The organism is Saccharopolyspora indica (genome assembly GCF_027853965.1).
Taxonomy (GTDB): Bacteria; Actinomycetota; Actinomycetes; order Mycobacteriales; family Pseudonocardiaceae; genus Saccharopolyspora; species Saccharopolyspora indica.
In genome coordinates this window covers 734,517-745,346 of the sequence record NZ_JAQGLB010000002.1, presented here as the reverse complement: position 1 = coordinate 745,346, position 10,830 = coordinate 734,517, and the positions used below count along the sequence as shown (strand labels likewise).

The window sequence follows — 10,830 nt, the reverse complement described above, 5'->3', positions numbered from 1 at the left end:
CACACACGCCCGGGCCACTTCTCACGTCAGCGGCGAAGGATCAGACCGCGCGAAGCAGTCGAGGTGAAGGGCACCTTTCACCAACTTAGCTGGTGAAAGGTGCCCTTCACCTCAAACCCATTCGCGTGGCGCCGCACGTTCGAGGGTTGAGCGAAGGGCACCTTTCACCGAGTTACTTGGCGAAAGGTGCCCTTCACCTCGAAAAATCAGACCGCCAGCGGGAGTGCGGTGGGATGGACCGGGGATGGGAGTTGGGAAGAGCCGGTCAGGTGGGCGTCCACCGCGTTGGCCACCGAGCGGCCTTCCGCGATCGCCCAGACCACCAGGGAGGCTCCTCGGTGGGCGTCTCCGCAGACGAAGACGCCGGGCGTCGTCGTCTCCCAGTTGGAGCCGCAGCCGATCGTGCCCCGCTTGGTCAGGTCGATGCCCAGGCCGTCCAGGAGCGGCATGCGCTCGACGCCTTCGAAGCCGATCGCCAGCAGCGCCAGGTCGCAGGGCAGTTCCTGGACCTCGTCGGAGACCGGGACCACCTGGCGGCGGCCGTTCTCGTCGCGCTGGACCTTCACCTCGCGCAGGCGGACCGCGCGCACGTTGCCCTCGTCGTCACCGACGAACGACTCGATCGCCACCGCGAACTTGCGCTCCCCCGCTTCCTCGTGCGCCGGGTAGGTGCGCAGGATGTACGGCCAGGTCGGCCACGGGGAGCGGTCGTCGTCGCGGGCCGTCGGCGGCTGCGGGTAGTTGTCCAGCTGGGTCACCGACAGCGCGCCCTGGCGGGTGGCGGTGCCGTAGCAGTCCGCTCCGGTGTCGCCGCCGCCGAGGATGATGACGTGCTTGCCCCGCGCCGAGATCGACGCCGGGCCGTCGCCCTCGCACTCCTTGTTCGCCGGGACCAGGTGCTCCATCGCCAGGTGCACGCCCTTGAGCTCCCGGCCGGGGATCGTGGTGTCGTCGCGGCCGCGCAGCGCGCCCACCGCGAGCACCACGGCGTCGTAGCCGGCGCGCAGGTCCTCGACCGTCAGGTCCACGCCGACCTCGCAGCCGGTGATGAACTTCGTGCCCTCGTCGCGCATCTGCGCCAGCCGCCGGTCCAGGACGGACTTCTCCATCTTGAACTCGGGGATGCCGTAGCGCAGCAGGCCGCCGATGCGGTCGTCGCGCTCGTAGACGGTCACCTCGTGCCCGGCGCGGGTCAGCTGCTGGGCCGCGGCCAGCCCGCCAGGGCCGGAACCCACCACTGCCACCCGCTTGCCGGTGTGCGCCTCCGTCACCTGCGCGGTGACGTGATCGTTGGCCCAGTTGACCTCGGCGATGGTCTCCTCGACGCGCTTGATGGTCACCGCGCCGCCCGCCTCCGGGGAGATCGCCAGCACGCAGGCCGCCTCGCACGGCGCGGGGCACAGCTTGCCGGTGAACTCCGGGAAGTTGTTGGTGGCGTGCAGCCGGTCGCCCGCCGCCTGCCACTGGCCGCGGCGCACCATGTCGTTCCACTCCGGGATCAGGTTGCCCAGCGGGCAGCCCGCCGAACCGGAGTGGCAGAACGGGATGCCGCAGTCCATGCACCGCGACGCCTGCTCCGACACCTGCGCGGTCATGTCCTCAGTGGACAGCGCGGCGTAGACCTCCTGCCAGTCGCCCAGCCGCTCGTCGGTGGGGCGCTTGGGGGCGTCGGCCCGGGTGTGCTTCAGGAATCCCCTCGGGTCAGCCACGGGAAGCCTCCATGATCGCCTCGTCGATGTCGCGGCCCTCGATCTTGGCCATCCGCATGGCCTCCAGGACTCGCTGGTAGTCGCGCGGCATCACCTTGCGGAACGCCGCCGAGCGCCGCGGCCAGTCGCCGAGCAGCGAGGCCGCCACCGCCGAACCGGTCAGCTCGCGGTGCTGCTGCACGATCTCGTGCAGCCACTTGAGCTCCTTGGCGCTGGGCCGCTGCAGCTCCACCATGGCGGTGTTCACCCGCACCGGATCCAGGTCCAGCACGTAGGCGATGCCGCCCGACATGCCGGCGCCGACGTTGCGGCCGGTGCCGCCCAGCACCACCGCACGACCGCCCGTCATGTACTCGAAGGCGTGATCGCCGGCGCCCTCGGAGACCAGCAGCGCACCGGAGTTGCGCACCCCGAAGCGCTCGCCGACCCGACCGCGCAGGAAGATCTCGCCGCTGGTCGCGCCGTAGCCGATCACGTTGCCCGCGATCACCTGGTCCTCAGCGGCGAACGCCGAATCCGGGTGCGGGCGCACCACGATCCGCCCGCCGGACAGGCCCTTGCCGACGTAGTCGTTGGCGTCGCCGACCATGTCCAGCGTGACGCCCGGCGGCAGGAACGCGCCCAGCGACTGCCCGGCCGAACCCTCCAGCTCGACGTGGATGGTGTCGGTGGGCAGGCCGTCGCCGCCGTAGCGGCGGCTGACCTCGGCGCCCAGCAGCGTGCCGACGGTGCGGTTGACGTTGCGCACCGGCAGCTGCAGCTTCACCGGGCGGGCGTCCTCCAGCGCCGCCTCGGCGAGCTGGATCAGCGTGCGGTCCAGCGCGCGGTCCAGGCCGTGGTCCTGCTCGCGGACCCGGCGCCGCACCGGCGAGTACGGCGTCTCCGGCTCGGCGAACACCGGGCTCAGGTCCAGGCCGCGGGACTTCCAGCTGCGCACCGCCTCGTCCACGCCGAGCGCGGAGACCTGGCCGATCGCCTCGTCCAGGGTGCGGAAGCCCAGCTGCGCCAGGTACTCGCGCACCTCCTGGGCGATGAACTCGAAGAAGTTGACCACGTGCTCGGCCTGGCCGGTGTAGCGCTTGCGCAGGTCCGGGTTCTGGGTGGCCACGCCCACCGGGCAGGTGTCGAGGTGGCAGACGCGCATCATCACGCAGCCCTCGACGATCAGCGGAGCGGTGGCGAAGCCGTACTCCTCGGCGCCCAGCAGCGCGGCCACCACGACGTCGCGGCCGGTCTTGAAACCGCCGTCGACCTGCACCGTGATGCGGTCCCGCAGGCCGTTGAGCAGCAGCGTCTGCTGCGTCTCGGCCAGCCCGACCTCCCACGGCGTGCCCGCGTGCTTCAGCGAGGTCAGCGGCGCCGCACCGGTGCCGCCGTCGTGGCCGGAGATCAGCACCACGTCCGCGTGCGCCTTGGACACACCCGCCGCGACCGTGCCGACGCCGATCTCGGAGACCAGCTTGACGTGCACGCGGGCGTGCTCGTTGGCGTTCTTGAGGTCGTGGATCAGCTGCGCCAGGTCCTCGATCGAGTAGATGTCGTGGTGCGGCGGCGGCGAGATCAGCCCGACGCCCGGCGTGGAGTGCCGCGTCTTGGCCACCCACGGGTACACCTTGTGGCCGGGCAGCTGACCGCCCTCGCCGGGCTTGGCGCCCTGCGCCATCTTGATCTGGATGTCGGTGCCGTTGACCAGGTATTCGCTGGTCACGCCGAAGCGGCCGGAGGCGACCTGCTTGACCGCCGAGCGCCGCTCCGGGTCGTAGAGGCGGTCGACGTCCTCGCCGCCCTCACCGGAGTTGGACTTGCCGCCGATGCGGTTCATCGCGATCGCCAGCGTCTCGTGCGCCTCGGCGGAGATCGCGCCGTAGCTCATCGCGCCGGTGGAGAACCGCTTCATGATCTCCGAGGCCGGTTCGACCTCGTCGATGTCGATCGGCGCCCGGCCGCTGTCCAGCTGGAACAGCCCGCGCAGCGTGCCGCCCTCCGCCGACAACCGGTCGCACTCCGCCGTGTACTCGCGGAACACGTCGTAGCTGCCGGTCTTGGTGGAGTGCTGGAGCAGGAACACCGTCTCCGGGGTGAACAGGTGCAGCTCGCCCTCGCGGCGGTAGGCGTAGTCGCCGCCGACCTCCAGCTTGCGGTGCACCCGCTCGGTCGGGTTGTCCGGGTAGGCGCGGCGGTGCCGCTGCGCGACCTCCTCGGCCAGCACGTCCAGCCCGACGCCGTCGAGCTTGGAGGTGGTGCCCTCGAAGTACTCGCCGACCAGGTCGGCGGACAGGCCCACGGCCTCGAAGACCTGCGCCGCGGTGTAGGCGCCGACGGTGGAGATGCCCATCTTGGACATCACCTTCAGCACGCCCTTGACCAGCGCCTGCACGTAGTTGCGGATCGCCACCTTCGGCCGGAAGCCGGTGATCTGCCCGGTGGCGATCATGTCCTCGATGGTCTCGAACGCCAGGTACGGGTTGACCGCGGCGGCGCCGTAGCCGAGCAGCGTGGCGATGTGGTGCACCTCGCGGGCGTCACCGCTCTCCACCACCAGCGCCACGCGCAGCCGCTCCTTGGTCCGCACCAGGTGCTGGTGCACCGCCGAGACCAGCAGCAGCGACGGGATCGGTGCCCGCTTGTGGTCGGAGTCGCGGTCGGAGAGCACCAGCACGCGCGCACCGGCGGCGATGGCCTCCGAGGCCTCCTCGCGGATCCGCTCGATGGCCTCGGCCAGCGCCTCGCCGCCGCCGTCGACCTCGTAGAGGCCGGACAGCACCGCGGAGGCGAAACCGGGCAGGTCGCCGTCGTCGTTGACGTGGATGAGCTTGGCCAGCTCGTCGTTGTCGATGACCGGGTTGGGCAGCAGGATGTGGCGGCAGGACGCCGCAGACGGGTCGAGCAGGTTCTGCTCCGGGCCCATCACGCGCGCCACCGAGGTGACGATCTCCTCGCGGATCGCGTCCAGCGGCGGGTTCGTGACCTGCGCGAACTGCTGCACGAAGTAGTCGTAGAGCATCCGCGAGCGCTGCGAGAGCACCGCGGGCGGGGTGTCGGCGCCCATCGAGCCCAGCGGCTCGCCGCCGCTGGTGGCCATCGGCGCCAGCAGCAGGCTCAGCTCCTCCTCGGTGTAGCCGAAGGCCAGCTGGCGGCGCACCACCGATTCGTGCGTGTGCACCACGTGCTCGCGGTCGGGCAGCTCGTCGAGGTTCAGCAGCCCGGAGTGCAGCCACTCGTCGTAGGCGTGCTCGCCGGCCAGCGCCGACTTGATCTCCTCGTCGTCGACGATGCGGCCCTGCTCGGTGTCGATCAGGAACATCCGGCCCGGCTGCAGCCTGCCCTTGGCCACCACCTGGGCAGGGTCGAGGTTGAGCACACCGGTCTCGCTGGCCAGCACGACCTTGTCGTCGGCGGTGCGCCACCAGCGCGCCGGGCGCAGGCCGTTGCGGTCGAGCACCGCGCCGACCAGCGAACCGTCGGTGAAGGTGACGCAGGCCGGGCCGTCCCACGGCTCCATCAGGCTGGCGTGGAACTGGTAGAAGGCCTTGCGCTCGGGGGCCATCTCGGCGTGGTTCTCCCACGCCTCCGGCACCATCATCAGCACCGCGTGCGGCAGGCTGCGGCCACCCAGGTGCAGCAGCTCCAGCACCTCGTCGAAGGAAGCCGAGTCCGAGCCGTCGTCGGCGCAGATCGGGTACAGCCGGGACAGCTCGCCCGGAATCAGGTCGGAGGCCAGCAGCGCCTCGCGGGCCCGCATCCGGTTGCGGTTTCCCCGGATCGTGTTGATCTCGCCGTTGTGCGCCACGTAGCGGAACGGGTGCGCCAGCGGCCACGACGGGAAGGTGTTGGTGGAGAACCGGCTGTGCACCAGCGCGATCGCGCTGACCAGCCGCTCGTCGGTGAGGTCGGGGAAGAACGCGGGCAGCTGCTCGGTGGTCAGCATGCCCTTGTAGACCATGGTCCGGCTGGACAGCGACGGGAAGTAGAGCTCCAGGCCCTCCGCCGCTGCGGCCCGCTCGGCTCGCTTGCGCAGGCAGAACGCCAGGCGGTCCAGCGCCACACCCGCCTCGTCGCGCTGCCCCGCCACCAGCAGGATCGCGAAGTGCGGCATGCACTTGAGCGCCGTGGTGCCCACGCCCGCCTTCTCCGGGGTGGTCGGCACGTCGCGCCAGCCCAGCACGCGCAGCTGCTCCTCGGCGGCGACCTGCTCGACCACCGCCATCGCGCGGCGGCGCTGGTCGGGGTCGGCGGGCAGGAAGGCCATGCCCGCGGCGTAGCGGCGCTGCCCGGTCTCGTCGGCCGCGGGCAGCTCGACGCCGGCCTCGGCGCGCAGCAGCTCGTCCGGGAGCTGGACCAGGATGCCGGCACCATCACCGCTGGTCGGCTCGGCGCCGGCGGCACCGCGGTGCTCCAGGTTCGCCAGCGCGGTCAGCGCGTCGGCGACGATGCCGTGCGAACGGCGGCCGCGGATGTCGGCGACCATGGCGACACCGCAGGAATCCTGTTCGGCAGCCGGGTCGTACAGGCCCTGGGCTGCTGGGACGGCGGAGAAGACCACTGCGCAGACCTCCCTCGTCATTCTCGTGCTGGAAGTCGGCGGCCCGAATGGCCTGACTTCATGACTTCTGGGCACGGGACGGCGCTGGCCCGCAGATTCCGGTGTCACGACAGAAGTTTTCCGGGCTTTCGAAAGCCCGCTCGCGACCGGAGCGTTCAGAGAACTTTAACAGCCACGATACCCGGAAGCAGCAATCCAGAAGTGATGCTGACCATGTTGTTGTAACGCACCCGTGTGGGTTAAGAGCCCGGTCACAGTACCGCCTCTCCGCGATTCGCAGTGGCGGTTGCATCGCCTGTTGATCTTGCGTTTCCCGGGTTTCCCGGGCCGGGTTGCGTCACGGCCCCCTGGGGCGCGGTGGGGTGGGGCTGGTTGTGAAGGCTGTTCATGCGCGCCTCCCGGGCAGGAATACTACGAGAAAGGGCGCTCCGGTGACCACGGTCCGTCGCCGAATCCGGCCGCTGGGTCGCCGCTGCGGGGGTCCGTGCTCCAGGACACCCCGCAGGCGCTCGGCCGGTTGATCGGCCCCTGATATCTTTGCAGCTCAGAGCGCCCGGCCACGGGTGCTCGCGGGACGCCAGCGCCAAGCGAAACCGGTGCGAACCCGGTGCTGTGCCGCAACTGCGATGGCCCGGTGCGCCACCGGGCACGAGCCAGGTCGCCTTGCGCGTGGTGTCGATGTCCGCCACTCCCGGTGCAGGGGTGCGGTGTCGGCTTCCCCGGCCGCGCCCTCGTGCACCGGCCGAAACGTAGGGAAGACATGACCCGGCTCCGCCGACTCGCCACCCTGCTGCTCGCCGCGCTGGCCCTGCTCGTCGGGGTCACGGCCTGCGCCACCCGACCTCATTCCCAGACCACGGCCCCGGCCGACGACCCGGCTTCGGCGTTCCCGGTCAAGGTGCAGCTGCCCGGCCAGGATCCGGTGACCCTGCCGCAGCAGCCGAAGCGGATCATCTCGCTCTCGCCGACGGCCACCGAGACCCTCTACGCCATCGGCGCCGGGGACCAGGTCATCGCGGTCGACCAGTTCTCCAACTTCCCGGCCCAGGCGCCGCGCAGCGACCTCTCCGCGTTCAACGCGGACGCCGCGGCCGTCGGCGGGCACAACCCCGACCTGGTCATCGCGCCGGACAGCTCCGACCAGCTGGCCCAGGGCCTCAAGACCGCCAACGTGCCGACCCTGCTCACCCCGGCGGCGGCGAACCTGGACGAGGCCTACCGGCAGATCGAGGTGCTGGGCCAGGCCACCGGGCACACCCAGCAGGCCGCCGAGCTGGTGACCAGGATGCGCGCCGAGATCGACGAGATCGTGCGCGACACCCCGAAGTCGCCGGAGCCGCTGACCTACTACCACGAGGTCAGCCCGGACTACTACACCGCGACTTCGACCAGCTTCGTCGGCAACGTCTACAGCCTGTTCGGCCTGCAGAACGTCGCCGACCCGGCGGGCGGCGACTTCCCGCAGCTGTCCGAGGAGCACATCCTGCAGGCCAACCCGAAGCTGATCTTCCTGTCGGACGTCAAGTGCTGCCAGGTCACCACCGCCGCGGTCGCCGCGCGGCCGGGCTGGAACACCCTGGACGCGGTGCGCGCGCAGCACGTCTTCGAGCTCGACGACGACATCGCCAGCCGGTGGGGACCGCGAGTGGTCGACATGGTGCGCTCCATCGCCGATGGGGTCGCCAAGGCGCAGCAGGGGTGACGAGCGCACACCTGGCGCAGACCAAGCTGCGGCCCAGGCACCTGGTGCTCGGGGTCGCGGCGCTGGTGGCCAGCGTCCTGCTGTCGGTGCTGCTCGGCGCGGCCGAGCTCGGCTGGCAGCGGGTGTTCGCCGAGATCATCGCGCAGCTCACCGGCGGCGTCTCGCCGCTGTCGGAGCGCGAAGCGGCCATCCTCTGGCACCTGCGGGTGCCCAGGGTGGTGCTCGCGGTGCTGGTGGGTGGCGCGCTGGCGGTGTCCGGCGCGGCGTTCCAGGGCGTGTTCCGCAACCCGCTGGCCGACCCGTACCTGCTGGGCGCGGCGGCCGGCGCCGGCTTCGCGGTGACGCTGGTGATCACCGGCGCACCGCAGGGCGCGCTGTCCGTCCCGGTGCAGGCCGCGGCCTTCGCCGGGGCGCTCGGCGGAGTCGGCCTGACCTGGCTGGTCGGGCGTTCGGCGGGCCGGGAGACCGCGACGCTGGTGCTGGCCGGGGTCGCCGTCGGGGCGTTCCTCACCGCCGGGCAGACCTTCGTGCAGCAGCTGCGGGTGGACTCGCTGCAGCAGGTCTACATGTGGATCCTCGGGCGGCTGTCCACCACGGGCTGGCGCGAAGTGCTGATCGTGCTGCCGTACCTGGTGGTCTCGGCGGTCGTGCTGTGCGTCTGCGCGCGGCTGCTGGACCTGCTGGGCACCGGCGACGAGGAGGCCACCGCGCTCGGGGTGCACCCGGGGCGGGTGCGGCTCCTGGTGCTGGTGGCGGCTTCGCTGGCCACCGCGGCGGCGGTGTCCGCGGCGGGCCTGATCGGCTTCGTCGGCCTGGTCGTGCCGCACCTGGTGCGGTTGGCGATGGGCGGCAGCTTCCGGATCATCGTGCCGATGTCGCTGCTGTTCGGCGGCGTGTTCCTGGTGCTGGCGGACATGCTGGCCCGCACCCTGCTGGCTCCCGCGGAGATCCCGATCGGCGTGATCACGGCATTCACCGGAGCCCCGTTCTTCGCCGTGCTGCTCCACAGGAGGCGCACATGAGCAGTCCCGCCTCCCCGCGATTCACAGTGGCGGTTGCGCTTGCTGTTGATCTTACGTTTTCGGGGTTTCTTGTGGCTGGGTTGCGTCACGTTCCCCTGAGGTGCGGTTGAGCAGGACGCAGGTTGACGCGTGTTGACGCAGGCACGGGACTAGGAGGCGGGACTGGCATGAGTCAGCTGGAGGTGCGCGAGCTGTCGGCGGGCTACCGGCGCGCCACGGTGGTCTCCGGGATTTCGGCCACTGTGGACACCGGGGGCTGGCTGGGCATCATCGGGCCGAACGGTTCCGGCAAGTCGACCCTGTTGAAGGCGATCGCCGGGCTCGTGCACCACAAGGGTGCGGTGCTGGTCGACGGCCGCCCGCTGGCCGAGCTGCGCCGCCGCGAACGGGCCCGCGCGATCGGCTACGCGCCGCAGATCCCGCAGCTGCCGATCGGCCTGACCGTCACCGACTACGTGCTCCTCGGCCGCACTCCGCACCTCGGCCCGCTGGGCCGCGAGGGCGCGAGCGATCTGGACGTGGTGCGCTCCCTGCTGGACCGCCTCGACCTGGCTCGGCTCGCGGATCGCCACCTGGCCACGCTCTCCGGCGGCGAGCGCCAGCGCGCGGTGCTGGCCCGAGCCCTGGCCCAGCGCGCGGGCGTGCTGCTGCTCGACGAGCCGACCACCGGCCTGGACGTCGGACACGCGCAGGCCCTGCTCGACCTGATCGACGAACTCCGCCGGGAGCTGGGCACCACGGTCGTCATGACGCTGCACGACCTGACCCTGGCGGCCCAGTACGCAGAACGCCTGCTCCTGCTGGACACGGGCCGCGCGGCCGCCGAGGGCACCCCCGCCGAAGTCCTCACGCCGGAAGTCCTCGAGAAGCGCTACACGGCCCGGGTCACGGTCCTCCACACCCCCGACGGCTCACCCGTCATCGCCCCGATCCGGGGCTGACGACGGCTCTCGTCGCCACGCGGCTTCCCGATCGATCGGCGGAAGGCCAGCCAGCACCTCCAATCGGTCTTCGACCTCCTGACCGGTAAACCCGGTTGCACCGTCCACGACGTTCTCCCCGTCACTCGAACTGACCATGCCCGGATAATAGCGTCGACGCGATATCGCGTCGACGCTATTATCGACTCGTGCCCCACGAAACCGGAGGTGAACGATGGACGCTCGTGCTATCGCCAGAAGTCGAGCACTGGTACAGGAGCTTGAAGACCCGGGACCGAGCCACAGCGGATCGCATGTTCGACCTGCTCGCGGAGTTCGGCCCACTTCTCCGCATGCCGCACAGCAAGCATCTCGGAGGTGGCCTGCGCGAACTCAGGTTCCACTGCGAAGGAGTCGATCGCCGGGTGGCCTACTTCCCCGACCCGGATCGTCTGGCGATCGTTCTGACGACGTTCCGGAAGCAACGCCCGAACGAACGGCGCGAAGTCGCGCGCGCCCACTCGGTCATGAAGTACAAGCGGAGGGATTCGAGATGACCTGGAAGAAGCTCGATCAGATTCGGCGCGAGAATCCGATCACCGATCGGGAGGAGTACGACGAGTCGTACGCGGAGGCATCGCTGGCGTTCTCGCTGGCGCGCCTGGTGTACGGGCTGCGCACGCAGGCCGGGCTCACGCAGACCGAGCTCGCGCGCCGGATGGGCACGACGCAGTCCTCGGTGGCCCGGTGGGAGAGCGGCGGCAGCATGCCGACGATCGACCTGCTGGACCGCCTCGGGCAGGCCGTCGACGTCCGCTTGGAGTTGGTCGCGTCGCCGAACGACGACACCGAACCCAGGGACACCGGGAGCAGCGCGGTCGCCTTCGGCTCCCGGTAGCGCCCGGCCGCGCAGAGCGGCAGAACGAGACGGGCC

7 protein-coding genes are annotated in these 10,830 nt (G+C 70.8%); 5 read left to right on the top strand and 2 right to left on the bottom strand.

The window, feature by feature from the left end:
- Positions 1 to 206: 206 nt before the first annotated feature.
- Together OU416_RS07450 and gltB are read right to left on the bottom strand one after the other, a co-directional pair.
- Positions 207 to 1,709, bottom strand: a complete 1,503-nt coding sequence (locus tag OU416_RS07450; protein WP_270926066.1) for a glutamate synthase subunit beta — start codon at positions 1,707 to 1,709, stop codon at positions 207 to 209.
- Positions 1,702 to 6,252: a glutamate synthase large subunit gene (gene gltB, locus OU416_RS07445; protein WP_270926097.1), complete on the bottom strand. Its 4,551-nt coding sequence runs from the start codon at positions 6,250 to 6,252 to the stop codon at positions 1,702 to 1,704. Before gltB ends, OU416_RS07450 begins: the two co-directional genes overlap by 8 nt.
- A 760-nt stretch (positions 6,253 to 7,012) precedes the next feature.
- Here gltB and OU416_RS07440 point away from each other — a divergent pair.
- From OU416_RS07440 to OU416_RS07420, 5 genes are all read left to right on the top strand, one after another.
- Positions 7,013 to 7,954: an ABC transporter substrate-binding protein gene (locus tag OU416_RS07440; RefSeq protein ID WP_270926065.1), complete on the top strand. Its 942-nt coding sequence runs from the start codon at positions 7,013 to 7,015 to the stop codon at positions 7,952 to 7,954.
- Positions 7,951 to 8,976, top strand: a complete 1,026-nt coding sequence (locus tag OU416_RS07435) for a FecCD family ABC transporter permease (protein WP_270926064.1) — start codon at positions 7,951 to 7,953, stop codon at positions 8,974 to 8,976. Before OU416_RS07440 ends, OU416_RS07435 begins: the two co-directional genes overlap by 4 nt.
- A gap of 167 nt (positions 8,977 to 9,143) precedes the next feature.
- Positions 9,144 to 9,917, top strand: a complete 774-nt coding sequence (locus tag OU416_RS07430; protein WP_270926063.1) for an ABC transporter ATP-binding protein — start codon at positions 9,144 to 9,146, stop codon at positions 9,915 to 9,917.
- Between the two features lie 188 nt (positions 9,918 to 10,105).
- Positions 10,106 to 10,453, top strand: a complete 348-nt coding sequence (locus OU416_RS07425) for a type II toxin-antitoxin system RelE/ParE family toxin (protein WP_333779625.1) — start codon at positions 10,106 to 10,108, stop codon at positions 10,451 to 10,453.
- Complete coding sequence (locus OU416_RS07420; RefSeq protein ID WP_270926062.1) at positions 10,450 to 10,794, top strand: helix-turn-helix domain-containing protein; 345 nt, start codon at positions 10,450 to 10,452, stop codon at positions 10,792 to 10,794. The genes OU416_RS07425 and OU416_RS07420 overlap by 4 nt, the downstream gene beginning before the upstream one ends.
- The last annotated feature ends 36 nt before the right edge of the window (positions 10,795 to 10,830 follow it).